Annotated in this window: 20 protein-coding genes; 9 read left to right on the top strand and 11 right to left on the bottom strand. The window is 63.5% G+C overall.

Annotated elements, in window-relative coordinates:
* Positions 1–24: 24 nt before the first annotated feature.
* Both BQ8794_RS01390 and BQ8794_RS01385 read left to right on the top strand, forming a co-directional pair.
* Positions 25–1,398, top strand: a complete 1,374-nt coding sequence (locus BQ8794_RS01390; protein ID WP_077372010.1) for a Ppx/GppA phosphatase family protein — start codon at positions 25–27, stop codon at positions 1,396–1,398.
* An 85-nt stretch (positions 1,399–1,483) separates the two neighbouring features.
* Positions 1,484–2,179 (top strand): RlmE family RNA methyltransferase, encoded by a 696-nt coding sequence (locus BQ8794_RS01385; RefSeq protein WP_077372007.1) that lies wholly within the window; start codon positions 1,484–1,486, stop codon positions 2,177–2,179.
* 116 nt (positions 2,180–2,295) lie between these two features.
* Here BQ8794_RS01385 and BQ8794_RS01380 read toward each other — a convergent pair whose 3' ends face one another.
* Complete coding sequence (locus BQ8794_RS01380; protein WP_077372004.1) at positions 2,296–3,717, bottom strand: MFS transporter; 1,422 nt, start codon at positions 3,715–3,717, stop codon at positions 2,296–2,298.
* 507 nt (positions 3,718–4,224) lie between these two features.
* Here BQ8794_RS01380 and guaB point away from each other — a divergent pair.
* Positions 4,225–5,727 (top strand): IMP dehydrogenase, encoded by a 1,503-nt coding sequence (gene guaB / locus BQ8794_RS01370; RefSeq protein ID WP_077372001.1) that lies wholly within the window; start codon positions 4,225–4,227, stop codon positions 5,725–5,727.
* Between the two features lie 25 nt (positions 5,728–5,752).
* A complete protein-coding gene (locus BQ8794_RS01365; RefSeq protein ID WP_167378583.1) occupies positions 5,753–6,295 on the top strand; it encodes a hypothetical protein in 543 nt (180 codons plus the stop codon).
* A gap of 280 nt (positions 6,296–6,575) precedes the next feature.
* Here the strand turns inward: BQ8794_RS01365 and rnd are convergent, their stop codons facing one another.
* The 3 genes from rnd to BQ8794_RS01350 all read right to left on the bottom strand — a co-directional run bounded on the left by rnd (position 6,576) and on the right by BQ8794_RS01350 (position 9,733).
* Positions 6,576–7,727 carry a ribonuclease D gene (gene rnd / locus BQ8794_RS01360; protein ID WP_077371994.1) on the bottom strand — a complete coding sequence of 384 codons (1,152 nt, stop codon included), beginning with the start codon at positions 7,725–7,727 and terminating at the stop codon, positions 6,576–6,578.
* A 97-nt stretch (positions 7,728–7,824) separates the two neighbouring features.
* On the bottom strand, positions 7,825–9,069 hold the full coding sequence (locus BQ8794_RS01355) for an MFS transporter (protein ID WP_077372462.1): 1,245 nt from the start codon (positions 9,067–9,069) through the stop codon (positions 7,825–7,827).
* Between the two features lie 160 nt (positions 9,070–9,229).
* A complete protein-coding gene (locus BQ8794_RS01350; protein ID WP_077372459.1) occupies positions 9,230–9,733 on the bottom strand; it encodes a DUF3280 domain-containing protein in 504 nt (167 codons plus the stop codon).
* A 250-nt stretch (positions 9,734–9,983) separates the two neighbouring features.
* On the opposite strand from BQ8794_RS01350, the gene BQ8794_RS01345 reads away from it, so the two are divergent.
* Together BQ8794_RS01345 and aspS are read left to right on the top strand one after the other, a co-directional pair.
* Positions 9,984–10,778 (top strand): GNAT family N-acetyltransferase, encoded by a 795-nt coding sequence (locus BQ8794_RS01345; RefSeq protein WP_077371991.1) that lies wholly within the window; start codon positions 9,984–9,986, stop codon positions 10,776–10,778.
* Positions 10,779–10,976: 198 nt separating this feature from the next.
* Positions 10,977–12,767: an aspartate--tRNA ligase gene (aspS, locus tag BQ8794_RS01340; RefSeq protein WP_167378590.1), complete on the top strand. Its 1,791-nt coding sequence runs from the start codon at positions 10,977–10,979 to the stop codon at positions 12,765–12,767.
* Positions 12,768–13,008: 241 nt separating this feature from the next.
* On the opposite strand, the gene BQ8794_RS01330 is transcribed toward aspS, so the two are convergent.
* Positions 13,009–14,199, bottom strand: coding sequence for a hypothetical protein (locus tag BQ8794_RS01330; protein ID WP_077371982.1), 1,191 nt, complete (start codon positions 14,197–14,199; stop codon positions 13,009–13,011).
* A gap of 257 nt (positions 14,200–14,456) precedes the next feature.
* On the opposite strand from BQ8794_RS01330, the gene parC reads away from it, so the two are divergent.
* Complete coding sequence (gene parC, locus BQ8794_RS01325) at positions 14,457–16,709, top strand: DNA topoisomerase IV subunit A (protein WP_077371979.1); 2,253 nt, start codon at positions 14,457–14,459, stop codon at positions 16,707–16,709.
* Positions 16,710–16,997: 288 nt separating this feature from the next.
* Positions 16,998–18,209: an AI-2E family transporter gene (locus BQ8794_RS01320; RefSeq protein WP_077371976.1), complete on the top strand. Its 1,212-nt coding sequence runs from the start codon at positions 16,998–17,000 to the stop codon at positions 18,207–18,209.
* Here BQ8794_RS01320 and BQ8794_RS01315 read toward each other — a convergent pair.
* The 3 genes from BQ8794_RS01315 to BQ8794_RS01305 form a co-directional block, all read right to left on the bottom strand.
* Positions 18,197–19,093 (bottom strand): DMT family transporter, encoded by an 897-nt coding sequence (locus tag BQ8794_RS01315; RefSeq protein WP_077371973.1) that lies wholly within the window; start codon positions 19,091–19,093, stop codon positions 18,197–18,199. The two genes, BQ8794_RS01320 and BQ8794_RS01315, sit on opposite strands and share 13 nt — an antisense overlap.
* A gap of 123 nt (positions 19,094–19,216) precedes the next feature.
* The gene (locus tag BQ8794_RS01310; RefSeq protein WP_027154654.1) at positions 19,217–19,981 is read right to left on the bottom strand and encodes an arginyltransferase; all 765 of its coding nucleotides are present in this window, start codon (positions 19,979–19,981) and stop codon (positions 19,217–19,219) included.
* Positions 19,982–20,118: 137 nt separating this feature from the next.
* Positions 20,119–20,589, bottom strand: a complete 471-nt coding sequence (locus BQ8794_RS01305) for an RDD family protein (protein ID WP_077371970.1) — start codon at positions 20,587–20,589, stop codon at positions 20,119–20,121.
* A 219-nt stretch (positions 20,590–20,808) separates the two neighbouring features.
* Here BQ8794_RS01305 and sthA point away from each other — a divergent pair, with 219 nt between their 5' ends.
* Positions 20,809–22,197 (top strand): Si-specific NAD(P)(+) transhydrogenase, encoded by a 1,389-nt coding sequence (gene sthA, locus BQ8794_RS01300; protein ID WP_077371967.1) that lies wholly within the window; start codon positions 20,809–20,811, stop codon positions 22,195–22,197.
* Positions 22,198–22,200: 3 nt separating this feature from the next.
* Here sthA and BQ8794_RS01295 read toward each other — a convergent pair whose 3' ends face one another.
* The 3 genes from BQ8794_RS01295 to BQ8794_RS01285 are packed head-to-tail and all read right to left on the bottom strand — an operon-like array spanning position 22,201 to position 25,504.
* Complete coding sequence (locus BQ8794_RS01295) at positions 22,201–23,307, bottom strand: type 2 periplasmic-binding domain-containing protein (RefSeq protein ID WP_077371964.1); 1,107 nt, start codon at positions 23,305–23,307, stop codon at positions 22,201–22,203.
* Positions 23,307–23,924, bottom strand: coding sequence for a 5-bromo-4-chloroindolyl phosphate hydrolysis family protein (locus tag BQ8794_RS01290; protein WP_077371961.1), 618 nt, complete (start codon positions 23,922–23,924; stop codon positions 23,307–23,309). The genes BQ8794_RS01295 and BQ8794_RS01290 overlap by 1 nt, the downstream gene beginning before the upstream one ends.
* Positions 23,925–23,932: 8 nt before the next feature.
* Positions 23,933–25,504 carry a VWA domain-containing protein gene (locus tag BQ8794_RS01285; protein WP_077371958.1) on the bottom strand — a complete coding sequence of 524 codons (1,572 nt, stop codon included), beginning with the start codon at positions 25,502–25,504 and terminating at the stop codon, positions 23,933–23,935.

The raw sequence follows: 25,504 nt of genomic DNA, 5'->3' as shown, positions 1-25,504 counted from the left end.
CGCGCGGCGCCGGAAGGAACTGAAGTGGAAGACCACGACACCGGCGCCGGCGCGCCGGAAGTGGGCGTGTCCAGGGCTTCGCCGCCGCCTTCGGGCCAGGCAAGCCCACCCGCCGGCCGGCAGAATCGCCGTCCGGTGCAGCCTTGGTCCGGTCACGGACAGGCAGGCGACGCGTCCCAGCATCAGAATGGCCAGAAGGCCAAGACCAGGAAGCGGCGCAAACGCCGGCGCGGCCGCAAGGTTTTCGCGCGCGACGACGCTCGCCTCGCTGCGCCCGGAGTGGCGGCGGCTGCCGTCAGCGCTCCAGGCAGCCGCCCGGCCGAGGCGATCGTCGCGGCTTTGCCGTCGGTTGCGCCAGGCCGGCCGGAGCCGGGCGCTCGCCGCCCGCCGCTGCAGGAACTGCCGGTGTTTGCCGCACTCGATCTCGGGACCAACAATTGCCGGCTGCTGGTGGCGGTGCCGACGCGCCACGGCCAGTTCCGCGTCATCGACGCTTTCTCGCGCATCGTCAGGCTGGGCGAGGGCCTCACCGCCAATGGCCGGCTCGGGCAGCCGGCGATGGACCGTGCGGTCGAGGCGCTGAAGATCTGCGGCGACAAATTGCGCAACCGCAAGATCCGGAAGGCCCGGCTGATCGCCACCGAAGCCTGTCGCACGGCCGCGAACGGCGCCGAGTTCCTCGACCGCGTCGAGCGCGAGGCGGGGTTAAAACTCGAGATCATCGACCGCCAGACCGAGGCGCGGCTGGCGGTGTCGGGCTGCGGCTCGCTGGTCGACCGCGACACGCAAGGCGTCGTCCTGTTCGACATCGGCGGCGGCTCCTCGGAAATCGCGCTGATCGATCTCACCGGCCACCGCTCGCCGAGGCTCGCCAACCACATCGTCTCCTGGACATCGCTGCCGGTCGGCGTCGTCTCGCTGGCCGAGCGCTTCGGCGGCCGCGCCGTCACCCGTGAGATCTTTGCCGCTATGGTCGAGGATGTCGCTGTGCGCCTGCACGCCTTCGACGGGCGCGACCGGCTGAGCCACGTGCTCGCCAGCCCGAAATTCCACCTGCTCGGCACCTCGGGCACGGTGACGACGCTGGCCGGCGTCCACCTCGACCTGGACCGCTACGACCGCCGCCGCGTCGACGGGCTGTGGATGGACCGCGACAGCGTCGACCGCATGGTCGAAAAACTGGTCGGCTGGGATTTTCAGCAGCGCGTCGCCAATCCTTGCATCGGCGCCGATCGCGCCGATCTGGTGCTGGCCGGCTGCGCCATCCTGGAAGCGATCCGTGCGGTGTGGCCGTCGGAGCGGCTGCGCGTCGCCGACCGCGGCCTGCGCGAGGGCATATTGAGCGAATTGATGGCCGACGACGGTGTCTGGCGCAACAATGGGCGGGGCAGAGCATGATCCCGATCCCGAACCGAAGGGCCGCGTCCGCGAAAAGTGGCAACCGGTTTTCGCTGGAGTTCATGCTCAAACAAGAAGTCATGCAATGACCAAGAAACCGGAAAAACCAGGCTCTGCCGGCATTCGCGTGTTGAAGACGCGGATCAAGAAGAAAAGCGGCCTGAAGGAATCGTCGCGCCGCTGGCTGCAGCGCCACATCAACGACCCTTATGTCCAGCGCTCCAAGGCCGACGGCTACCGCTCGCGCGCCGCCTACAAGCTGATCGAGATCGACGACAAGCACCATCTGCTCAAGACCGGCATGAAAGTCATCGACCTTGGCGCGGCACCCGGCGGCTGGTGCCAGGTCGCCGCCGCGCGCACGAAATCGACGGCCGAACACCCGCATGTCGTCGGCATCGACTATCTGGAGATGGACGCGGTGCCCGGCGCGCCGGTGCTGTTGATGGATTTTCTCGACCCGCAGGCGCCGGAAAAGCTCGCCGAAACGCTCGGCGGCCAACCGGACATCGTTTTGTCCGACATGGCCGCACCCACCACCGGCCATCGCCGGACCGATCACATCCGCACCATGTATCTGTGCGAGGTGGCCGCCGATTTCGCCCTGTCGGTGCTGAAGCCGGGCGGCCATTTCCTCGCCAAGACTTTCCAGGGCGGCGCCGAGAACGAATTGCTCGCCAGGCTCAAGCAGAATTTCCGCTCGGTCCATCACGTCAAACCGCCGGCCTCGCGCGATGAGTCGGTAGAGCTTTATCTGCTGGCGAAGGATTTCAAGGGTTAGGCTGCCTTAGCTTTTTAACGCTCGAGGGACCGCACCCCCTCTGTCCGGCAGGACAGAGGGGGGTGGGAAGGATCGCCACGGTTCTCGTTCTGCGTTACTGCGTTCTCCACCACTCCTCAACCGCCCTGCGGACCAGACACCTCCAGCGTCTTCGGCGCCGTCAGCCCGCCATGTCCCGATACGGCGTTGCCGGCATCGGGCGCCAGCCGCATGAACGACAGCGATGCGGCGGCCGACACCGCCGCGACGATGAAGAACGCGATGTGGAAGTCGCTCAGCGTCAGCGGCCCGCCATCGATTGTCGTCGACACTTCCAGGATGCCGCCGGCCAGCGCCACGCCGAGCGCGATCGACAGTTGTTGGAACACTGCGGCGATCGGCGTTGCCCTGCTGGTGTCGGCGGTCGAAATCTCGGCATAGGCTAGCGCGTTGATGCCGGTGAAGAACATCGAGCGGATGAAGCCGCCGGCGAGCAAGGCGGCGAGGATCAGCAGATACGGCGTCTCGGGCGTGAGCAGGCCGTTGATGGCAATCGACGCTGCCGCGACCAACGAGCCGAAGATCAGTACGCGGCGGAAGCCGGCGACCCGGAAGATCAGCGCGGTGACGAATTTCATGCCGATGGCGCCGATCGCCGCCACGAAGGTGGTCATTCCCGACTGGAACGGCGTCAGCCCGAAGCCGATCTGGAACATCAGCGGCAAAAGGAAGGGCACGGCGCCGATGCCGATGCGAAACAGCCCGCCGCCGAGGACCGAGGCGCGGAACACCTGGTTCCGGAACAGCTCGAGCGCCAGCAGCGGATTTTTGGCGCGACGCGCATGCAGGAGGTAAAGCACGGCTGAAACCAGCCCGACAGCCACGGTGAGGAAGCCGGCAATCGGCGGCAAAGCCGGCAGGCTGACCACCGAGAGGCCGAAAACGATGCCCGATGCCGCCAGGCCGCTCAGCACGAAGCCGATGAAGTCGAGCGGCGGCGTCTGCGCCGGGCCGGTCTCCGGCAGGAAGCGCGTTGCCAGCCAGATGCCGATCAACCCGATCGGCACATTGATCAGGAAGATCCAGTGCCAGCTGAAATAGGTGGTGATGAAACCGCCGACCGGCGGCCCGACGAGCGGCCCGACCAATGCCGGAACGGTCAGCCACGACATCGCGGCGACGAGTTCGCTCTTCGGCGTGGCGCGCACCAGCACAAGCCTTCCCACCGGCGTCATCATGGCCCCGCCAATGCCTTGCAGGAAGCGTGAGACCACGAAGGCCGGCAGCGAATTGGACATCGCGCAAGCGACCGAACCGACTATGAACACGGCAATTGCGGCGCGAAACACGGTCTTGGCGCCAAAATGGTCGGCCATCCAGCCGCTGATTGGAATGAACACCGCCAGCGACACCAGATAGGCGGTCAGCGCCAGCTTGAGGGCCACCGGGCTGGTCTGGAGGTCGACGGCGATCGCCGGCAGCGACGTTGCGATAACGGTCGAATCCATGTTTTCCATGAAAAGGGCGACCGCCAGGATAAGCGGAATGGTGCGGTTCATGGAACGCGTCCGGATTCGAATGTTGCCGCCGATTGCCGGGCCCAGGGGGGCAAGCCGATACGCAGGGCGGTTACCACGGGTTGCGTTGGATGTCGCCTTAACTTGCTGTCACATTTGTGTTGCCGTCACAAAGCAAGACAGATGTGCCAATCACTTCAGCAAAAGCCCCCTGCCAATTCTCGACGTCGGCACCGCCCCTCATCGCTTTGCCGGGCACTTCTCCCCGTATAGTGACGGGGAGAAGAGGCTGGCCGCAACCTTGGCACGCTTTCTGCGACGCTGGAGGTTGGCGAAATCCTTTGCGAAGGAGTTCCTCTCCCCGTCGCTATACGGGGACAGGATGCCGGCAGGCAGGTGAGGCGGCGGCGTCGCCCTGTCGTGCACAAGCAATCGGCTTTTCAACGGCGACGGGACGTGTTACGAGCCAGCGCCAATCCTGAAAGGGAAGAAGACGAGTCGGCGCTGTCCATCCGGTCCAGCGCTTTTCATGCATTCCGAGGGCTGGCCATGGCAAAGATTATCGAGACGTCCACGGGCGCATTGGCGCTGACCTTTGACGACGTGCTGTTGCAGCCGGGTCATTCCGAGGTCATGCCCGGCGAAACCGATATCCGCACCCGCATTGCCGACGACATCGACCTCAACGTGCCGATCCTGTCCGCCGCCATGGATACCGTCACCGAGGCGCGTCTGGCCATCGCCATGGCCCAGGCCGGCGGCATCGGCGTCATCCACCGCAATTTCTCGCCGGCCGAACAGGCCGAGCAGGTGCGGCAAGTCAAGAAATTCGAATCCGGCATGGTGGTGAACCCCGTCACCATTGGCCCCGATGCGACGCTCGCCGACGCCTTGGGGCTGATGCGCACCTATAGCATCTCGGGCATTCCGGTGGTCGAGAATGGCGGCGCTGGCGGGCACACGGTCGGCCGGCTGGTCGGCATCCTGACCAACCGCGACGTGCGCTTCGCTTCCGACCCGGGCCAGAAAGTCTACGAGCTGATGACCCGTGAGAACCTGATCACGGTCAAGGAAAATGTCGATCAGGACGAGGCCAAGCGGCTCCTGCACCAGCACCGCATCGAAAAGCTGGTCGTGGTCGATAGCGGCGGCAATTGCGTCGGATTGATCACCGTCAAGGACATCGAGAAGTCGCAGCTCAACCCGCACGCCACCAAGGACGTGCAGGGGCGCCTGCGCGCGGCGGCCGCCACCAGCGTCGGCGATGACGGTTTTGAGCGCGCCGAGCGGCTCATCGATGCCGGCGTCGACCTTTTGGTAATCGACACCGCGCATGGTCACTCGCAACGCGTGCTCGATGCGGTGACGCGGGCCAAGAAACTGTCCAATTCGGTTCGCATCCTGGCCGGCAACGTCGCCACATCGGAAGGCACGCTGGCGCTGATCGATGCCGGCGCCGACGCCGTCAAGGTCGGCATCGGGCCGGGTTCCATCTGCACCACCCGCATCGTCGCCGGCGTCGGCATGCCGCAGCTTTCGGCGATCATGTCGGCGGTCGAGACGGCGCAGAAATCGGGCGTCTCGGTCATCGCCGACGGCGGCATCAAATATTCCGGCGATCTCGCCAAGGCCCTCGCCGCCGGCGCCAGTGCCGCCATGATCGGGTCGCTACTGGCCGGCACCGACGAGAGCCCGGGCGAAGTCTATCTGCACCAGGGCCGCTCGTTCAAAGCCTATCGCGGCATGGGGTCGGTCGGCGCCATGGCGCGCGGCTCCGCCGACCGCTATTTCCAGGCCGAGGTTCGCGACACGCTGAAACTGGTGCCGGAAGGCATCGAAGGGCAGGTGCCTTACAAAGGACCTGTGTCCGGCGTGCTGCACCAGCTTGCCGGCGGCTTGAAAGCCGCTATGGGTTATGTCGGCGGGCGCGACCTTGCCGATTTCCGCGATCGCGCCACCTTTGTACGCATATCCAACGCCGGACTTCGTGAAAGCCACGCCCATGACGTCACGATCACCCGCGAAAGCCCGAATTACCCCGGCGGAGCCTAACCAGCTCGCACGAAGCCTGGCGGCAATGATGCTGCGGCTGTCGCGCCACGCTGCCGCGCTTTGCTTTGTCTGCGCGGCGGTTTTCGTCACCATGACGGCGATGGAGTTCCTCTATTTCCGCCAACTGAGCGGCGGCCTGCCGTCGCTCGATTTGCGCTTTGCCGGGTTCACCCCGGACGAGGGCATGGCCTGGCTGACGGCACTCGGCCGTCGCGGCAGCGAGATCATCCTGGTCTGGCATTACCTGACCTTCGACCTGCTGTTCCCGGCGCTGCTGTCGCTGACATTGGTCAGCCTGATCCTTGCCGCCGGGCGGCGGCTGAAGAACTTCCGGGCTCTGTCCGCCCAACTCCAGTCGCTGTTCGCGCTCGTCCTGGTGCTGCCCTACACGCTTGCCGATTATGCGCAGAACATCTCCGTGGCCCGCATGCTCTCCGATTTCCTGTCGGCCAATCCGGACTCGCTGTCCTTCGCCTCGGCGCTGATCGTCACCAAATTCGCACTTCTGGCGATGCCGGTGACCGTCATCGCAGTTTTCCACCTGGCCGCTCAGAAACAGCGGGCGTAAGGACTTACAGCGCCGCACGTCGTCACCATGAGCGGCATAGAGCCGGTGTCGAGATCCTTCGCCCCCCCTCTGTCCTGCCGGACATCTCCCCCACGAGGGGGGAGATTCGCAGTTTTCAGCGCTCCGCTTACTCCTGCGACGTTGAAGATTGGCGAAAGGCGAGATGGCGGCCGATCTCCCCCAAGTGGGGCCCTTGAGGGGGAGATGGCCGGCAGGCCAGAGGGGGTCGCTGTCCCGCCGGCGTCCGAACGATTCTACTGTGTCGCTCGAAATGCAGACGCTACAAATCGAACAGCGCGATCTTGCGCTTGTCGAACTTGATGGCGAGCTCGCCGCGCACCAGTTTGAGCGCCGCCTCGCCGAACACGGCGCGTCGCCAGCCTTGCAAGGCCGGCACGTCGGCGTCTTCGCCCTCGGCGGCGATGCGGTCGATGTCGTCGCTTGAGGCCAGCACCTTCGAAGCGACGCCCTCCTTTTCGGCGACGATCCGCAACAGCACTTTCAGCAATTCAGCGGCGGCATTCGAGCCTTCGGGCGGCTGAAAACTCTTCGGCAGCTTCGGCATCTCTTCCCTGGGCAAGGCAAGCGCGCTGTTGACCGCGCCAAGCAGCGCCGTTGCCGTCGCCGAGCGTTCCCAGCCTTTCGGCGTGGTGCGCAGCTTGCCGAGTGCTGCCGCATCGCGCGGCGCCTGCTGCGCCACCTCGTAGATGGCGTCGTCCTTGAGCACCCGGCCGCGCGGCACGTCGCGTTCGCGCGCCTCACGCTCGCGCCATGCCGCCACCGCTTGCACGATCGCCAGCTCCTGCGGCTTGCGCAGCCGCATCTTCAGCCGCTTCCAGGCGTCCTCCGGATGTGGATCGTAGGTTTCGCGGGCGGTCAGCACGTCCATCTCCTCGTTCAGCCAGTGGGCGCGGTTTTCCCGCACCAGCTCGGCGCTGAGGTGCTGGTAGACCTCGATCAGATGGGTGACATCGGCAAGCGCGTAGTCGAGCTGTTTTTCGGAAAGCGGCCGGTGGCGCCAGTCGGTGAAACGTGAGGACTTGTCGAGCCGGGCGCCGGTGATTTTTTGGACGAGCTGGTCATAGGAGACGCTGTCGCCAAAGCCGCAAACCATCGCTGCCACCTGGGTGTCGAACACCGGATGCGGCACCAGATCGCCGAGATGAACGATGATTTCGATGTCTTGGCGCGCCGCATGGAAGACTTTGACGACCGCCTCGTTGGCCATCAGCCTGAAGAACGGCTTCAGGTCGATATCGGGTGACAGCGGATCGATCAACGCCGTCACCCCGGGTGCCGCCATCTGGATCAGGCAGAGGATCGGCCAAAAGGTCGTCTCGCGAATGAATTCGGTGTCGACGGTGACGAAATCCGACTTTTCGAACGCGGCGAGAGCGGTCTCGAGTTCTTTTTGGGTAGTGATGACGTGCATCAAATCGCTTTTGGCAAAGTGTAAGGTATCCTTCAATTTCAGCCGCGCGGGCTTTCGTCAAGCCGCTGTCGGGGTTTCAAGACCTGGCGGGCCGCCATCATTGCTTGGCAGGCCCGTCGGAATCATCGTTGCGCTTGGCCAGCCGGGCGAACACCGTCGATGTGCGCAAAAGGCCGATGAAACGGCTGCGATGGCCGGCCGGCACGCCCGATCGCACCTGCATCCGGTACAGGATGACGACGACGAAGATGGCGTAGACGGTGGCGGTGAACACGAACAGCGCGCTTGGCCCGAAATACTGCATCGCCGTCGAGGCGGCGAACGGCCCGCCAATGGCGCCGAAGGAATAGAACAGCATCAGCGCCGCGTTGATCAGCACGAACTCGCCCTTGTCGGCGCGGTCGTTCGAGTGCGCCGCCGACAGCGAATAGAGCGGCATGGCGAAGCAGCCGAAGATGAAGACGATCACGAAGTTGAGGGACGGGTCGCTGCGCGCCCAGAACACCAGCGCCAGCGACGCCAGAAGCGCGCAGCACGTCGTTATCAGCAGCACGGAACGCCGGTCCCAGCGGTCGGACAGATAGCCGAGCGGATACTGGATGATGGCGCCGCCGAAGATGCCGACGCTGACGAAGGTGACGACGTCGGTGACCGACATGCCGATCTGTTCGGCATAGACCGGCGACAATGTGCGAAAAGCGCTGTTGGTGACGCCGACGGCAATGCAGCCGAAGCAGCCGAGCGGCGAGATCCGCCAGACGCGGGCGAGGTCGAGCTTGACGTCTTCGGGCGGGGTCGGGTTGGAGCGATCGCCAAGCGACACCGGCACCAGCGAGAGCGTGATCATGATCGACATGACGGCGAAGATGGCGAAACCGCCGGCGCCGACGATCGGGATCAGGAACTGTGCGCCGGTGACCGAACCGATGTCGACCATCCGGTAGATGGCCAGCACCCGCGCGCGGTCCTTGTTGGCGGCCCCGGAATTGAGCCAGGCTTCCATGATGGTGAACAGGCCGGCGAAGCAGAAGCCGCCGGCGAGGCGCAACGCGCACCACATGACCGGATCGACGACCAGCACCAAAAGCAATGTTCCGGCCGAAGCGATCGCCGCCAGCGCGGAAAACGCGCGCACATGGCCGACGGCCTTCATGATGCGGGTGACGGCGAGGCAGCCGAGCAGGAAGCCGGCGAAATAGAACGTCCCCATCAGGCCGATGGTTGAGGCCGAAAACCCCTCCTGCGCCCCGCGCAGCGCGATCAAAGTGCTCTGCAGGCCGTTGCCGCCGAGCAGGATGCCGGCGGCAATAAGGAGCGGGATCAGCGGGCGCATGGAGGACATGAAGGAAGGCCTGTCGTTGATCCTTCTTGAACCATCGCCCACGCCAATGCCAGCGGCAATTCCCGGCGGTTAGCAGGCCAGCGCCGGCTATCAATGTCTCAGTTTGATTTTAGCTGGGAATCCTTCGCGCTCCCGATGGCGCACTCTGGTGGCTTGCTGCCTACCGAAGAATTCTGTTTGTCATCAGCCATTTGACGGAGCGGGGCCACGCGTAATTCGCACCCATGCGCAGATCGGTAAAACCCTGCGAAACAGGGTTCCCGGTTTCAGCGTCGAGGATGCGAATGAACATCGTATGCTCTGTTCGGCTGACGCGCGTTACGACGCCTAGCAAGGCAAGGGACGCGCCGTGCTCTTTGGCGATCTTGCTTTCACAGCCGCCGCAATTGCGCAATCCGTGCGGCGCCACCGCCTGCTTATCCCCGGCTGGCACATCAACCACTGTAAAACGTCCTGACTGGGAGAGCATGTCCTTCGCCATTTGTGCCGACTCGGACAGATAGCGCCTATCGTGTTCATCCGGCGGAATTATTCCTGCGCCAGCGCTCTTGTCTTCCAATTCGAATGGAAACACCTCGATGGACATCGGCTTTGTCTGTGCGTGTGCAAATGCGCAGGTGCCGACAAGCAGCATCACCAGGGCAGTCAATATGCGAATGCGCATGGTAGTCCTCCGGCCAATGTGACGACCATTGTACACGGCTTGACCACGCTGATCACGATCAAAGCGGAAGATACCGGTCGCCTCCGTCAGCCGCAGCGCGAAGGTCGCTTCGGAACAACGAGGCCTAAAATCCCGCCTGCGCCGCGCCATACCCTGAAGTGCCCCGGCAGGTTCCAGCAGGAAACAGCTTGGCTGTATATTCCGTCGTGCTTGCTATACTCCATCGGGCACGTCACGCAGGGGGCTTCCCATGTCAGGCTATTTCGGCACAGAGGTTCAGCAGCGTCTGCAAGCTCAAGCTGAGGCGAGTGTCGACTTCATCAATGCAACCCCCGGCGCGTGCCAAACCGGGCGCACTATGGGATGCGACGATCCCGACCGGTTCGGGTGGGAGCTGATCGACAAGATACTCAATCGCGACGGGATCTGCGGCTTTCGTATGATACCTGCAAGCAAGGCGGATGAGCTCAAGTCGCGATTGGCCAAGGGGGGCTTCCGTTTCGATTCCTGGGACGTATTCTCCGCCGACCGGGCAAGTGCCCTGGCGGCATCGGAGGCAATTATCGGCCGGGGATTGCCCGATGGACTTCTCGATCAAGACATGCCGGCCGAGCCGGATGGTGAGTATACGATCCGCATCCAGGCCTTCATGGCAGCGTCGGGCGTGGTGCCGTTTTCGGGGTCGCTGCTTGCCGGAACCCTGGGGCCGGCGACGACGGTAATAGTGGGTGACAAGGCGGGGATCGTCGTGGCAACCGCGCATGGCTACCTGGCTCACAATTCCCATAGCGCCTATCACCGATATGCATGGGGCGGGCTGGTTGCGGTCGCGCAATCGCAGAGGGGCCGAGGGCTTGGCAATTACATCAACGCTCGCATGGTCGTCAGTGTGTTTCGCGATCTGCATGCGACGCACATTTATGAGCTCGTATCGGCCTCGAACCTACCGTCCCGACGAGTGGTGGAATCATGTGGACTTCGTCGCGATCCCGCTGTTGTGTGCGGGGTTGCTACGCTTGGCGGTAGTGCGCCCTTCACCCGATGACCGCCATGGGCGGTTGATGTTGGATCACGGCTTGTTCCGAGCGATGACCGCTTAGGGTCGAAGCCGAACTGCGAATCAAGATGCTGCCCGGGCGTCGCCTGCCTTGACAAAGCCGGCCTCTCATGTGCTTTTCGCGCAAATTTTCGGGCCGGGCCATCATGCCTTGGCCGCAATCAACATCCGGACTTACCAATGACAATGCATCGTTACCGCAGCCATACCTGTGCCCAGTTGAGGAAGAGCGACGTCGGCTCTTCCGTTCGCCTGTCGGGCTGGGTGCATCGCGTGCGCGATCATGGCGGCCTGCTGTTCATCGATTTGCGCGACCACTATGGCCTGACCCAGATCGTCGCTGACCCGGATTCGCCGGCTTTCAAGATTGCCGAGACGGTGCGCGGCGAATGGGTCATCCGCGTCGACGGCGAGGTCAAGGCCCGTCTGGCGGAGACCGCGAACGCCAATTTGCCGACCGGCGAAATCGAGGTTTTCGCGCGCGAGATCGAAGTCCTGTCGGCGGCCAAGGAACTGCCACTGCCGGTGTTCGGCGAGCCGGACTATCCCGAGGACATCCGTCTCAAATACCGCTTCCTCGATCTGCGCCGCGACACGCTGCACAAGAACATCGTGGCGCGCACGAAGATCATCGCCGAGATGCGCAAGCGCATGGGCGAGGTCGGCTTCACCGAATTCTCGACCCCAATCCTGACCGCTTCGTCGCCCGAAGGGGCGCGCGATTTCCTGGTGCCGTCACGTATCCATCCCGGCACCTTCTACGCGCTGCCGCAGGCGCCGCAGATATACAAGCAATTGATCATGGTGTCGGGCTTCGACCGTTACTTCCAGATAGCGCCTTGCTTCCGCGACGAGGACCCGCGCGCCGACCGCCTGCCGGGCGAATTCTACCAGCTCGACTTGGAAATGAGCTTCGTTGAGCAGGACGACGTTCTGGCGACAATGGAGCCGGTGATGCGGGGCGTGTTCGAGACCTTTGCCGCCGGCAAGCCGGTGACGCAGGAGTTTCCGCGCATCGCCTATGACGTCGCCATGCGCAAATACGGCACCGACAAGCCCGACCTGCGCAACCCGATCGAGATGCAGGCGGTCTCCGACCATTTTCGCGAGTCCGGCTTCAAGGTGTTCGCCAACATCCTTGCCAACGACCCGAAGGCCGAGGTCTGGGCCATTCCGGCCAGGACCGGCGGATCACGCGCTTTCTGCGACCGGATGAATTCCTGGGCGCAAGGCGAGGGCCAGCCGGGTCTCGGCTACATCTTCTGGCGCAAGGAGGGCGAAAAGCTCGAAGGCGCTGGCCCGCTCGCCAAGAACATCGGCGAGGAGCGCACTGAGGCGATCCGCCTCCAACTCGGGCTTGCCGATGGCGACGCCGCCTTCTTCGTCGCCGGCGACCCGAAAAAATTCGTCTCGTTCGCGGGCGCGGCGCGCACCCGCGCCGGCGAGGAACTGAACCTGGTCGATCGCGACCGTTTCGAACTGTGCTGGATCATCGACTTTCCCTTCTTCGAATGGAACGAGGACGAGAAAAAGATCGATTTCGCCCACAACCCGTTCTCGATGCCGCAAGGCGGCATCGATGCGCTCAACGGCGACGATTTGCTCGGCATCAAGGCGTTTCAATATGACATGGTCTGCAATGGTTTCGAGATCGCTAGCGGCGGCATCCGCAACCATCTGCCGGAAACCATGGTCAAGGCATTCGAGACTGTCGGGCTCAATCGCGAGACGGTCGAGGAGCGCTTCGGCGGCCTCTACCGCGCCTTCCAGTATGGCGCACCGCCGCATGGCGGCATGGCGGCCGGCATCGACCGCGTCGTCATGCTGCTGGTCGGTGCCAGGAACCTGCGCGAAGTGACGATGTTCCCGATGAACCAGCAGGCCTATGATCTGTTGATGAGCGCGCCGTCGGAAGCCAGTCCGCAGCAGCTTCGCGAATTGTCGCTGCGCGTCGCCGTGACCAAGAAAGAGGGTTAAAAGCCTCCCGCAACCGACTCTAAACGCTGTCGTTTTGCGCTGTCCCTCATCCGCCTGCCGGCACCTTCTCCCGTATAGTGACGGGGAGAAGGACAGATGGCCGCGACGTTGGCGCCCATCTTGCAACGCTGGCAGTTGGCGAAATCATTTGTGACAGTGTCTTTCTCCCCGTCACTATACGGGGAGAGGCGCACGGCAGGCGGATGAGGGGCGGCGCTGACGCTCCCGGGCCCCGCTCCAATCAGTCTTCGTTCGCCTTGACCGTCACGCCAAGCGTCTTCGTCAGGTCCACCGGATTGGACATGGCGCCTGCCATGATCAGCGCGAACGGCACCGCTGCCGGCGGCTCGGCCAGGATCTCGATGCTCTGCGGATCATCAAGAAATTTGCCGACCGCAGCCGACACCTGCGCCGTCAATTCCGGATTGTTGAGCTGCGCCATGCCGAAAGGCACGACCGCCTTGGCCTGGTTGGCGACGTCCTTTCCGGACATGCCTTGCTGCTTGCCGACATAGTCCAGCACCTTGTTGGTCAGCGAATCGTCGTCAAAGCGGATCGAAGCGCTGTTGAACGAAAGCTGCTGCAAGACGCCAAGCATGGCCATGCCTTGCGCCGAATTGTCGGCGCCTTCGGGCTGCGCCGCCATCTTCTTCTGCATCTCCTGCAGCGACTTGATGACGTCAAGCGTGTAGCCGCCGAAACCGAAGGTCATGCCGAGCGTTCCGGCATTGTCGACGGAGATGTCGTATTTCGACAGCTCCATCTTGCCGTCCGCAGGCTGCCAGGTGCCCTCCATCGCAAGGTTTCCGGTGATGTTCTGGTAACCAAGCGCGTTGATCACCTCCTTGGACTTCGGGTCCTCGACCAGCGTCAGGTCGGCATTGAACTTTTCCGTGGTGCCGGAAAACGCCATCGCCTTGCCGTCGGCCGGCGGGGTGATTTCGATGGCGAGCCCGTCCATCGAGAAGGCGGTCTTGTCGGCAACCCTAACGGTCATGTTGTCGAGTTCGGCCGATTTGTACATCATCAGCGAGCCCAGCGGGCCTGTGGCGCCGTCGGCGGGAACCGTCATGTCGTGGATGACGAAGGGGCTGAAGTCGAGCGTGACGTCGTTTTCGCTGTGCTGGAACGCCGAAGTCGAGACGGTTTCGATCTCATAACCGCCATTGGCTTCGGTCACGCCTTCGAGTTTGATGTCGCCGATCTTGAGCGCTTCCTTTTCGGCCGCCGGTTTGAAGGCCACGCCTTGCAGCACCATGCTGGAGGCATCGCCCGTCACCCCGGTCCAGGAGATGTCGACGCCCTGGGCGGCGAGAGCCGCCTTCAGCCGGTCGGCGACCGCCGCGTCCTGCGCGAACGCAACGTTCAGCGGCAGCGCCAGCAGCAAGGTCGAAAAAGCGAGTTTGTTGAGTGTCGAGCGTCTGATCGTCATCGCGGTTCCCTGAGAGTTGTCCTGAGGATTGTCTTTTCAATTCGTTGCGCCGTCACCCTTCAGCGACGAACTGGACGGGAAAAAGGCGTACTCCCGCACAATGGTCGAAAACCACGGCGAAAGGCAAATCCGATCCATTGCCATAGAAGCGGGATGCAACCGAGTGATGTTGCTCGGCGTCCAGTTCGTGTTGCGGAAGAGGCTGCCCGATTCAAGCGCCTCTTGCCGCGAATCACCCGCTCGGCTAGTCCCAGCCTATGGGAAAAAGGCTTTTGCCGCCTGGCGATGGCGGTGGCGACAACATCGAGCCGATCGATCTGAAGAAAGCGCTGGAAGAGCGCTATCTCGCCTATGCGCTGTCGACCATCATGCACCGGGCGCTGCCGGATGTGCGCGACGGGCTGAAACCGGTCCATCGCCGCATCATGCATGCCATGCGGTTGCTCAGGCTCAACCCCGACCAGGGCTTCGCCAAATGCGCCCGCATCGTCGGCGAGGTGATGGGCAAGTTCCATCCGCATGGCGACCAGTCGATCTACGATGCGCTGGTGCGGCTGGCGCAGGATTTTTCGATGCGCTATCCCTTGGTCGACGGCCAGGGCAATTTCGGCAATATCGACGGCGATAACGCCGCCGCCATGCGCTACACCGAAGCGCGCATGACCGATGTGGCGACCGAGCTGCTGTCCGGCATCACCGAGGATGCGGTCGACTACCGGCCAACCTACAATGAGGAGGACGAGGAGCCGGTCGTGCTGCCCGGCGCCTTCCCCAACCTGCTTGCCAACGGCTCGTCCGGCATTGCCGTCGGCATGGCGACCTCGATCCCGCCGCACAATGCCGCCGAGCTCTGCGACGCCGCCCTGCATCTGATCGAGCACCCCGATGCGCCGGTGACGGCGTTGATGGATTTCGTCCAAGGCCCGGATTTCCCGACCGGCGGCATCATCGTCGACAGCCGCGCTTCGATCCTCGAAGCCTACGAGACCGGTCGCGGTGGTTTCCGCGTCAGGGCGAAATGGAGCCAGGAGGACCAGGGCAGGGGCACCTGGAGCATCGTCGTCACCGAAATCCCCTATGGCGTCCAGAAGGCGCGGCTGATCGAAAAGATCGCCGAGCTGCTGATGGCGCGTAAATTGCCGCTGCTCGAGGACATCCGCGACGAGAGTGCCGAGGATATCCGCGTCGTTCTGGTCCCGAAGAGCCGTTCGGTCGATCCCGGCATTTTGATGGAATCGCTGTTCAAGCTGACCGAGCTCGAAAGCCGCTTTCCGCTCAACATGAATGTCCTGTCGCGCGGCAAGATACCCAACGTCCTGTCGCTGAAAGGCGTGCTCAAGGAATGGCTGGAGCACCGCCGCGAGGTGCTGATCCGCCGCTCCAGGCATCGCCTCGGCGAGATCGAAAGGCGGCTGGAGATCCTCGCCGGCTATCTGATCGCCTATCTCAACATCGACGAGGTGATCAGGATCATCCGCGAGGAGGACGAGCCCAAGCAAGTGATGATGGCTCGCTGGTCGCTCACCGACAACCAGGCCGAAGCCATCCTCAACATGCGGCTGCGCGCCCTGCGCAAGCTCGAGGAATTCGAGATCCGCAAGGAATTCGACGGTCTCACCACCGAGAAGAAGCAGATCGAGGGGCTGCTCGCGTCCAATGCCAGGCAGTGGTCGACGATCAAGTGGGAAGTCTCCAGCATCCGCGAGAAATTCGGACCGGAGACCGCGCTCGGCAAGCGCCGCACCCAGTTCGCCGACGCGCCCGAACATGACCTGACCGACATCGCTCATGCCATGATCGAGCGCGAGCCGGTCACCGTGGTCGTTTCGGAAAAGGGCTGGCTCAGGGCGATGAAAGGCCACCTGACCGACCATTCGTTGCTGACCTTCAAGGAGGGCGACAGCATCAAGCTCGCCTTCCACGCCCAGACCACCGACAAGGTGCTGGTCTTCACCACCGGCGGCAAGTTCTACACGATCGGCGCCGACCGGCTGCCGGGCGGGCGCGGCCATGGCGAACCGATCCGCATCATCGTCGACATGGACAACGACCAGGACATCGTCACTGCCTTTGTCCATGATCCCAAGCGCAAGCTGCTGCTGGTGTCGCACGACGGTAACGGCTTCATCGTGCCGGAAGAGGAAGTCGTCGCCAACACCCGCAAGGGCAAGCAGGTGATGAACGTCAAGGCGCCCGACGAGGCCCAGCGCTGTGTGCCGGTCGCCGGCGACCATCTCGCCATTGTCGGCGAGAACCGCAAGATGCTGGTCTTCCCGCTCGCCGAGATCCCGGAGATGGGTCGCGGCAAGGGCGTTCGCCTGCAGAAGTACAAGGATGGTGGCGTCCTCGACCTCAAGACCGTTACGCTCGCAAGCGGCCTCTCCTGGCAGGATTCTGCCGACCGCACCTTCAGCAAATCACGTGAAGAGCTGGTCGAATGGATCGGCGCCCGAGCCTCGGCCGGACGCATGGTGCCGAAGGGATTCCCGAGGACGGGGAAATTCGGGTAGGGCTGCTAATCTCCCCACCTGAGGCCACTTGAGGGGGAGATGGCCGGCAGGCCAGAGGGGGGCGCCGCGCGTGAAGCTCCAGCCTCCTCTTTTCGTGTAAGGGGTCGCGTCTGAACGTTCCGACCCCCTCTGTCGCCTTCGGCGACATCTCCCCCTCAAGGGGCCTCAAGGGGGGAGATTAGCGCCTCCATCCAAACATTTGGAATGTCGTCACGATTGCTGCACTATCATGGTGCATAAGCATCGCTACATAAGGCGCGGACACATGCGTTTGGGAGAAATGGGCATTTGAAAGAAGCCAGGGTTCGGAAACCGGAAGGGCAGCAGCGCCTGTTCGGCCTGTCGACGCCGGTCAGATCCGCCGTCATTCCGCCGCTGTCGGCGGCGCGGTGGCTTCTGGTGCTGATCGTCGCCGCCGGGGTCTATTTCTTTCATGGTTTCCTGGTCCCGGTGCTGGCTGCTCTCGTCATCGCCTTTGCCAGCTGGCCGCTCTATCGGCGGTTGCTTGCTGCCGTCGGCGGCAACCGCACGGTCGCCGCGACATTGGCGATCCTGTTCATCCTGACCTTCCTGGTGGTGCCGATCGCGCTCGCCGGCTCCTACGCCAGCAATGAAGTCCGCGAATGGGTTGGCTGGGCGATCGAGACCAACCGCCATGGCGCGGTGACGCCGCACTGGATCGCCACGCTGCCTGTGGTCGGCGACTGGCTGAACGAGCAGTGGACGCGCAATCTCGGCCATCCCGGCGGCATCGGCGAACTGATCCAGCTGATCAGCGGCGCCAACATCGGCAGCATCTACCGCGGCGTGCTGGCCGCCGGCGGCAGCGCCTTCGGCCTTCTGCTGGCGCTGCTGTTCATGATGATCGCGCTGTTCTTTGCCTATCGCGACGGCGAGCATTTCGCCGGGCAGGTCGATCGTCTCGGCGAACGCATCCTGCCGACCAGGTGGGAGCGGATTTCACGCGTCGTGCCGGCGACGATTTCCTCGACGGTGACCGGCATGACCATTATCGCCATCGGCGAGGGGGTGGTGCTGGGCGTGGCCTACTGGCTGGCCGGCGTGCCTTCGCCGGTGACGCTCGGCGCCCTGACCGGCATCATGGCGCTGATCCCCGGCGGCGCACCGCTGTCCTTCACGCTTGTTTCGATCTATCTCGCCGCCAGCGGCTCGCCGATGGCCGGTTTGGCGCTGTTCATCTGGGGAAGCGTCGAACTGTTCATCGTCGACAAGACATTGCGGCCGAAGCTGGTCGGCGGCCCGATAAAGCTGCCGTTCCTGCCGACCTTTTTCGGCCTGATCGGTGGCGTCAAGACGATGGGCTTTCTTGGCCTGTTCATCGGTCCGGTGCTGATGGCGTTGCTGGTCGCGATTTGGCGCGAATGGCTGCGCGAGGTGGAATTGGCCGACGAGCTTGACCCCGTAGCACCGGCGAAACTCGAAGGGGCGCCGCCGCCGCAGATCGAAATCGTTGCCGAGAAGAAGTCTCAGGCCGGGTGACGGACGGCAAGGCTGGCGCGGCGCTTGCGCCCCTCATGCAGCTGCCATAGCGAATGGGCGACCAGCGTGACGATCAGGATCGCGCCGCCGATCAGGCTGTTGCGCGACGGCGTCTCGGCAAAGATCATCCACATCCAGACCGGCGCCAGCATTGTTTCGAGCAGATAGAACATCGCCACTTCCGGTCCCGAAATATATTTCGGTCCGTTGGCGAGGCAGAAGAACGAGATCGGCATGATGACGGCGCCGTTGAAGATGATCCACCATGGCGCGTTTACCTGGAATCCTTCACCCGAAACCATGAACACCGCGACGGCCAGGGGCAGGATCACGCCGATCAGCGAAGTGAACCCCATGTCCTTGCCGCTGGCCCGCGAGATGGTGATGGCCAGCGCAATGAAGAAAGCCGAGCACAGCGCCATGAGGTCGCCGAACAGGTGACCGGTGCCGACCGAATCGCCGACGATGATCGCGACGCCGACGATCATGGCCAGCATCGCCATCACGGTGACCAGTCGCGGCCGCTCCTTCAGGAACAGCCAGGACAGCAGTGCCGCGAACACGGTGTTGAAGGCCAGGATGAAGACCAGATTGGCGGTCGTGGTGTGATAGATGCTGGTGACGAAGGTGACCGAGGTCAGCCCGTAGCATAGGGCGACGACGAGCCCAGACCAGCCGGGGATGAGCTGCGGCGCGTTCCGGCTCAGCGAGCGCCACACAGCCCAGATGATCAGCGCCGCGACCAGGGTGGTGCCGGTGCGCAGCAGGAGGATCGTCCATGCGCCGCCGTCGGCGAGCCGGATCAGTGGAATGTCGATGGTCAGCGTCAGCCCGCCAATGGCGGTGATGAGAAGGCCTTTTTGATGATCGTTGTGGTACGACATGGCAATTCCGCAATGAATTTGGAGGCAGGCGCAAAATTGGCCCAGCTCTGGCGTTTCAGCCAAGCAGCCGAAAACCAGCATCCTCCTTGAAGCAGTTTTAAGGATGGTTGGGGAAGCAGCGGATCAGCGCGAAACCGCTTCGTGGTCGTAGCGTTCCCAGCCTTTCGGGCCGAGATGCTCCTGCGGCATGAAGCGCATCTTATAGTTCATCTTGCGCGAGCCGTTGACCCAGTAGCCGAGGTAGACATGGGGCAAGCCCATCGCCCTGGCGCGAGCGATGTGATCGAGGATCATGAAGGTGCCGAGCGAGCGGTCCTCGAAGTCCGGGTTAAAGTAGGAATAGACCATCGACAGGCCATCGGCCATCTTGTCGGTGAGGGCGACTGCGATCAACTCGCCCTGGCCCTTGCCGGTAATAAAGCTGTCGGGGCCGCGGCGCCGGTATTCGATGACCTTGGTGTCGACATGCGTATCCTCGACCATCATGGCATAGTCGAGCACCGTCATGTCGGACATGCCGCCGCGGCGATGGCGGGCATCGAGATAGCTGCGGAACAGCGAATACTGCTCGGTCGACGGTTGCGCGTCGTGCATCGCGCCGATGAGGTCTGAATTGTGCTGTATCACCCGCTTCATATTGCGGCTGGCAGTGAATTCCTGGGCCAGGATGCGCACCGAAACGCAGGCGCGGCAAGTCTCGCAGGCCGGCCGGTAGGCGATGTTTTGCGATCGCCGGAAGCCGCCTTGCGTCAACAGGTCGTTCATCTCCGATGCCTTGTCGCCGACCAGATGCGTGAACACCTTGCGCTCGAACTGGCCCTCAAGATACGGGCATGGCGACGGCGCGGTCAGGAAGAACTGCGGCGACTGGGTTGGATGCTGCGTCATCGACCCTTGGAAACACTCCTGCGAATCATCATACCTTTGGCGCGCACGGCGAAAAATTCAACAGGATTGTGAAAGCGTGGCTATAGGACGCCTTCACTTTGCACATAAATGCTCGCGGGGACTGGTGAAAAGCTGTTTCAGCGGTCACTGCGGCTGACCACCGTGCCGAGCAGCAGGTCGTGCAGCGTGCGCTTGCGGTCGGCAAACAGCGACACCAGAAGGACCAGCGGCGTCAGGATGACGTTGCCGGCCCAGAACAGAACCGAATGCACCACTGCCGTCAGCCCGTCGATGCGGGTGCCGTCCAGACGGTCGAGCCGGATCCCCATAATCTTCATGCCTGTCGTGGCCTGGTCGGTGCTGCCGAGCGTGTTCCAGATGTAGAGGATGGCGACGGCCGGCACGAGGACGGAAAACAGCATCCAGCCAAGGCCTAGCGTCAAAATCCCGAGGAGGAACACCAGGATCGCGAACGGAATGGTGAGCAGCGCGACGATGCAATAATCGATGATGAAGGCGAGAACACGCCGCGTGCGCACGCCATCATAGGCCCTGACATCATCGAGCCTGCTGGTGGTGATTTCGCCGTCGAGAACGCGCGCGTTCATGTCATTTCCTCGCAATCAGGCCCGGCATAGGATGCGGACCGCCTGATGTTGAAATGGTGAAGTCCTGCGGCGAAATCAAGATCGAGCCTTTTTTCGGCCTGCGACTGGAGGCAACGCCGAATGTAGCCGTGATCGGTTGAATTTGCGGCACGGATGACGTTAGTTTGCTGCAGCGCAACAAATACGGCAATGCGCCAAGGGGCGAGGGACAGGGCCAATATGGACTACGACATGCTGGTGATCGGCAGCGGGCCTTCTGGGCGCCGCGCTGCGGTGCAGTCGGCCAAGCTTGGCAAATCCGTGCTGGTGGCCGACAGGGGCCGGCGCCTTGGCGGCGTGTCCGTGCATACCGGCACCATTCCGTCGAAGACGCTGCGGGAAACCGTGCTCAACCTCTCGGGCTGGCGCGAGCGCGGCTTCTACGGGCGCGGCTACCGGGTCAAGCAGGATATTTCGGTCGGCGACTTGATCGAACGCCTCCACAAGACGCTCGATCACGAGGTCGAGGTGCTGCAGCACCAGTTCATGCGCAACACGGTCAAGAGCGCGCGCGCCACAGTCAAGTTTCTCGGTCCCAACAGAGCCAGCTTGACGACGGATACCGGCGACTACAGCGAAGTCGGTTTTGCGCATGCGCTGATCGCGGTCGGCACCCGCCCGCACCGGCCGCGCGACGTGCCTTTCGACAAGACCCGTGTCTTCGACAGCGACGAGATGTTGGAACTCGAGCGCCTGCCGCGGACGCTGACGGTGATCGGCGCCGGCGTCATCGGCGTCGAATACGCGACGATCTTTTCGGCGCTCGACGTGCCGGTGACGCTGGTCGAGCCGCGCGACTCCATCCTCGATTTCGTCGACCGCGAGATCGTCGACGATTTCATCCATCAGATGCGCGACCGCGGCATGACGATCCGGCTCGGCAGTGCGATCAAGGAGATCGCCTCGAAACCCGACTATGCCGAGGTGACGCTTGCCGACGGCCGCAGCATACGCTCGGAGATGGTGCTCTATGCGGCGGGGCGCACCGGCAATGTCGGCGCGCTCGGCCTCGATGTGGTCGGCATCGAGGCCGACTCCCGGGGCCGCATCAAGGTCGACCCGCAGAGCTTCCGGACCAGCGCGCCGAACATCTATGCCGCCGGTGACGTCATCGGCTTTCCGAGCCTCGCCTCGACCTCGATGGAACAGGGCAGGGTGGCCGCCTGCCATGCCTTCGGCGTGCCGTTGCCGCCGCCGCCGGAAACCTTTCCCTACGGCATCTACGCCGTGCCGGAAATCTCGACCGTCGGCCAGTCCGAGGAGCAGGTGCGCGAGGGCGGCGGCGCCTACGAGGTCGGCGTGGCGCGCTTCCGCGAAACCTCGCGCGGCCATATCATGGGCGTCAACACCGGCTTCCTGAAGCTTCTGTTCTCGATCGAAACGCGCCGGCTGCTCGGCGCGCATATCGTCGGCGAGGGCGCGACCGAACTGATCCATATCGGCCAGGCGGTGATCAATCTCGGTGGCACCGTCGATTTCTTCGTCAACAACACCTTCAACTATCCGACGCTGGCCGAAGCCTACAAAATCGCCGGGCTGGATGCCTGGAACCGGATGGGAAGAGGGTAACTGCTAACCTTCCATCTGGGCAAGCAGCGCAAGCATGACGTCGGCGGAGGGCATCGGCAGCACCGCCTCGATTTCGGCCGGCCGCACGCCTGCGATCGTGTCGCTGCCGGCGGCGACGGTGCCGAGCGGCCCGCGGAAACCGTGCTTCGACCAGGCCAGTTCCTGCAACTGCGGGCTGGTCAGCGCCTCGAGCAGTTGATCGACGGCAGGATCGATGACGATCAGCGGATGAGCAGAATAAACGGTCGGCCTGGGATAGAGGATTTCCGGCTTCGCGCCGGTGCCGGCCTGCACCCTTTGCCAGCGCGCAGGATCGGCAAGCGCCCATTCGACCAGCTGGTTTTCATAGCCCACCGCCATCGGCTCGGCGCCGAGCCCGCCGGCGATATACTGGTCGAACAGCTTTCCTGACGAGGACGACTTCAGCCCCATGCTGCGGAAGATCGCCTTCGCTTGGTCGCCGTGCTGGGCGAGCAGCTCCTGCGTCGCCACGTCGCCGCTCATCAGGCTGAGCACCAGCCCGGCGAACATAAAGCCGGAGTTGGAACGATTGGGGTCCGTGGAGACGATGCGGGCCCGGCCGTAGAGTTCGTCGACGCCCAGAGCCGACCACGTCTTGCCGGCGAGCACGGCGTCGAGCAGCGCCTTGAGATCGAGCTGGTTGTAGCCGCCCTTGGCGGCGACGCTCACCAGCCCGCTCTTTTTCAGGCCTTCGACTACCGGCCCCCATGTGTAGACCACGATCGGCGAGTTGAGCACGACCTGATCGTTTCGGATCGCCGCGCCGCTCTTGCGCGCCAGATCGACCATGATCGACGATGAAGGCCACAGAAATTGCGGCTTTTGCGACAGCAGTGCCGCTTCCCGCACCATCTCGACGGAACCGGCGACGCGTGCATCGAGCTCCAGGCCATAGCCACCGAGCGCGCGAACGACGTCGGGGTCGGCCAGGAACGCCTGCTTCTCGCCGCCGATGAAGCCGAACAGATGTGCCCTGTTGCCGAGATAGCCTCGGAACTCCGGGCGATCTTTGAGCGTCAGATAGCCGCCGGTTCCGGCAGCGGCGGCACCGAGCAGACCCAATCCGAAAGCGCGGCGCGAAATGGCCATCAGCGACCGATATCCTCTTTCAGCGACTCCTGAATGAGTCGCAGGTCGACGTCGAGCGTACCAAGCTCGGAGTCGGCCAGACTGTCCGCATAATGCACGAAAGCGTCCTGGAGCTTGGTGATCACCGCGCCGACGCTGGCCAGCCGCGCCTGGCTGGGTGCGCGCCGGTTTGCCAGCGTCGCATAGCCTTCCGCGACTTCCGCGGCTTGCGGCACATAGTAGGTCAGAAAACGCCGTACGGCCGGCGCGCTCTCGGGCTTGGCTTCGACCCTGGAGACCACGTCGGCGGCTATGTCGGACAGGTTTTTCACCTTGGCTTGCATGTCCTTGTCCGAGATCGAGCGGGCCGCCGCCGCGAGCCGGTCGGCCGCCGGCTGCGCCTGCGCCAGGAGCTCGCGGGCGAATGCCACCTTGCTGCCGCTGAGCGAGCGCAGATCGAGCCCTTCGAACAATTGACGCGGCGCCAGCACGAATACCAGCCCGGCAAAGACCAGCACGGAGATGATGGCCGACACCAGGAACGGGAAGTGGGTGAGGAAGCTCAAGCCCAGCAGCAACGCGGCCGATACCGCACCTGCCGCGATCCAGTTCCAGTCGTTGCCGAACAAGCCGCGCATGCCGTAGCCTAATTGTAGCCGCGGGCGGCGCGGAACGCGCCAGCAAGATCGCCGCTGCCATCGAAGACGCGTGCCGAAGTAGCCTTGGCGAGACTGTCGAGCTGGCTCTTGTCGGCATCGCCGAAGGTGATACCGAATACCGGCACGCGCACCGGCGCATTCCGCCACTGGTTGAGGAACATGTCGGCGCTGCCCTCGGTGCGGCCGTCCGTCATGATGACGATGGCCGGCAGATATTTCGACAGATCGGTCGTGGCTGTGATTTTCTGCAGCGCCTGCTCGGCGCAGGCATACATGTCGGTGCCGCCGCCGGCGTGCTGCTCCGCGACTGCCGCCAGCAGCCGGCTCTGGCCGGCCGGATCGCCGCTCGCTTCGAAATTGTCGCGAACGGCGCTGTCAAAGGGCAGCACAAAGATGTGGTCCGATGGCGTCCATTGCACCAGCACTTCGCTGGCCTTTTCGGGCGTGAACAGGAACTGCGCGGCCGCCTGCAGCTGCTTTTCGCCCTGGTCCTCCATGGAGCCGGAGAAGTCGAAGCAAAGCGCGGTCAGCGACGGCTTGCGCAAGGCCTGCTGGTAGAGATCGAGAGCTTTGCGGATCACCGCGGGCTCGGGCATGCGGATCGACGTCACCAATCTGCCCGGATCGAAGTTCCAGTCCGGTTCGGCCGTCGCCTGGATCGCCGGGCCGCCAAGCGGCAACCGCCTGCCGGTGTCGGCAATGCGTTTGCGCACGGCGTCCGACTGCAGATAGGCAAGCATATCGGTGAAGAATTTTTCGACATCCGCGCCGCGTCCGTGATCGATGAAGCCGAGCGGCGAGTCGCCGACGGCGACGCCGTCGGCCGGATAGACGGCATAGAGCGGCTCCTTGCCCATCTGCCTGAGCTTGTCGTTGGTCTCCTTCAGCGTCGCCTCGTAATTCCACATCGCATCGTAGACCGTGCCCTGGCGCACGGAATCGACATAGAGGTCGGCCAGCCAGCCGGACGAGCCGGACGAGCGCTCAACGCCTTGCAGCAAGGTGCCGACCGCCTCGCGCACATCAGGCTTGTCGAGATCACCGGGTTCGATCACTTCCCTGCCGCCAAGCGCGCTGGACAGCATGGCGAGATAGGCGCTGGCGCCGGAATTGGATTGCGTCGCCGATGTCATCAGGAATTTGAGCTTGCCGTCCTTCACCGCGGCAAGGATGTCCTTCATGAAGACTTGCCTGCCGACCCAGCCGAGTTCGGCCGCCTTGGATTTGCGTACGCCCAGAATGACCGGCATCTGCGCAATCGAGGTGAGGTTGCGCACCTTGCGGCCGGAATCGAACAGATCCACCCAGACGCTCGAAGCCGGCCAGACCGCATCCTGGTCGACTCCGCCAGGCTTTTGCAGGCCAAGCCCGATGTCGAGCGACCCTTCATAGGCGAATGTGCAAGATGCGCCCTGCTTGCTGCAGAACTCCTGGACGATCGGCTCCAATACGGTGTTTTCCGAACCGGAAACGATGGAAAATTTGACGTTGCTGGCGTTGCACGCCGCCAGCAACACCGAGAAAGCCAAGAGCAGAACGGACGTCAGCGTCTTCGGCAT

This window comes from Mesorhizobium prunaredense (genome assembly GCF_900156895.1).
In the GTDB taxonomy this organism is placed as follows: domain Bacteria; phylum Pseudomonadota; class Alphaproteobacteria; order Rhizobiales; family Rhizobiaceae; genus Mesorhizobium; species Mesorhizobium prunaredense.
This window is presented reverse-complemented; position numbering and strand designations above follow the sequence as displayed.

Excerpts from the sequence above, each read along its gene's own strand:
- BQ8794_RS01385 (WP_077372007.1), top strand. The coding sequence starts at position 1,484 with ATGACCAAGAAACCGGAAAAACCAGGCTCTGCCGGCATTCGCGTGTTG.
- BQ8794_RS01380 (WP_077372004.1), bottom strand. The coding sequence starts at position 3,717 with ATGAACCGCACCATTCCGCTTATCCTGGCGGTCGCCCTTTTCATGGAA.
- guaB (WP_077372001.1), top strand. The coding sequence starts at position 4,225 with ATGGCAAAGATTATCGAGACGTCCACGGGCGCATTGGCGCTGACCTTT.
- BQ8794_RS01365 (WP_167378583.1), top strand. The coding sequence starts at position 5,753 with ATGATGCTGCGGCTGTCGCGCCACGCTGCCGCGCTTTGCTTTGTCTGC.
- rnd (WP_077371994.1), bottom strand. The coding sequence starts at position 7,727 with ATGCACGTCATCACTACCCAAAAAGAACTCGAGACCGCTCTCGCCGCG.
- BQ8794_RS01355 (WP_077372462.1), bottom strand. The coding sequence starts at position 9,069 with ATGTCCTCCATGCGCCCGCTGATCCCGCTCCTTATTGCCGCCGGCATC.
- BQ8794_RS01350 (WP_077372459.1), bottom strand. The coding sequence starts at position 9,733 with ATGCGCATTCGCATATTGACTGCCCTGGTGATGCTGCTTGTCGGCACC.
- BQ8794_RS01345 (WP_077371991.1), top strand. The coding sequence starts at position 9,984 with ATGTCAGGCTATTTCGGCACAGAGGTTCAGCAGCGTCTGCAAGCTCAA.
- aspS (WP_167378590.1), top strand. The coding sequence starts at position 10,977 with ATGCATCGTTACCGCAGCCATACCTGTGCCCAGTTGAGGAAGAGCGAC.
- BQ8794_RS01330 (WP_077371982.1), bottom strand. The coding sequence starts at position 14,199 with ATGACGATCAGACGCTCGACACTCAACAAACTCGCTTTTTCGACCTTG.
- parC (WP_077371979.1), top strand. The coding sequence starts at position 14,457 with ATGGGAAAAAGGCTTTTGCCGCCTGGCGATGGCGGTGGCGACAACATC.
- BQ8794_RS01315 (WP_077371973.1), bottom strand. The coding sequence starts at position 19,093 with ATGTCGTACCACAACGATCATCAAAAAGGCCTTCTCATCACCGCCATT.
- BQ8794_RS01310 (WP_027154654.1), bottom strand. The coding sequence starts at position 19,981 with ATGACGCAGCATCCAACCCAGTCGCCGCAGTTCTTCCTGACCGCGCCG.
- BQ8794_RS01305 (WP_077371970.1), bottom strand. The coding sequence starts at position 20,589 with ATGAACGCGCGCGTTCTCGACGGCGAAATCACCACCAGCAGGCTCGAT.
- sthA (WP_077371967.1), top strand. The coding sequence starts at position 20,809 with ATGGACTACGACATGCTGGTGATCGGCAGCGGGCCTTCTGGGCGCCGC.
- BQ8794_RS01295 (WP_077371964.1), bottom strand. The coding sequence starts at position 23,307 with ATGGCCATTTCGCGCCGCGCTTTCGGATTGGGTCTGCTCGGTGCCGCC.
- BQ8794_RS01290 (WP_077371961.1), bottom strand. The coding sequence starts at position 23,924 with ATGCGCGGCTTGTTCGGCAACGACTGGAACTGGATCGCGGCAGGTGCG.
- BQ8794_RS01285 (WP_077371958.1), bottom strand. The coding sequence starts at position 25,504 with ATGCCGAAGACGCTGACGTCCGTTCTGCTCTTGGCTTTCTCGGTGTTG.